1 protein-coding gene is annotated in these 373 nt (G+C 63.0%); it reads right to left on the bottom strand.

Annotated features, from left to right (window positions below; translation table 11 throughout):
• The coding region (locus B0D78_RS12640) for a YadA C-terminal domain-containing protein (RefSeq protein WP_143521877.1) at positions 1–373 on the bottom strand (373 nt) is incomplete at both ends.

Raw genomic sequence — 373 nt, 5'->3', positions numbered from 1 at the left:
CCGGCGTTGGCCATCGACTCGCCGTGGTGGGTGACGGACACTCCGGCGTGGACCATGAAGTCTTCTTTCACGTAGTGCGCCCAGCCGAGGGCCAGGGCGTATTCGCCTTTGTACGTTCCGAAGCCGGCCATGAGCTGGCTGGGTTCGAGCGGGTCGTACTGCATCGGTTTCAAGGCACTCAGGGCGGAGCCGAGCGCGCCGACGTTCTTGAGGTCGCGCCGCAGTTCGCCCATCTGGTTGTAGACGTTGCCGAAGTTGTTGTAGACTTTGCCGAACTGTTTGTCTACGGCGCTCAAGGCGTCGCCGACGGTGTTGTAGCTGCCGCCGTCCACGTACTTGAACTTGTAGGTGGGGGCGGAGACGGTGCCGTCGG

It is taken from the genome of Pyramidobacter sp. C12-8, assembly GCF_002007215.1.
Lineage (GTDB): Bacteria > Synergistota > Synergistia > Synergistales > Dethiosulfovibrionaceae > Pyramidobacter.
This window is presented reverse-complemented; position numbering and strand designations above follow the sequence as displayed.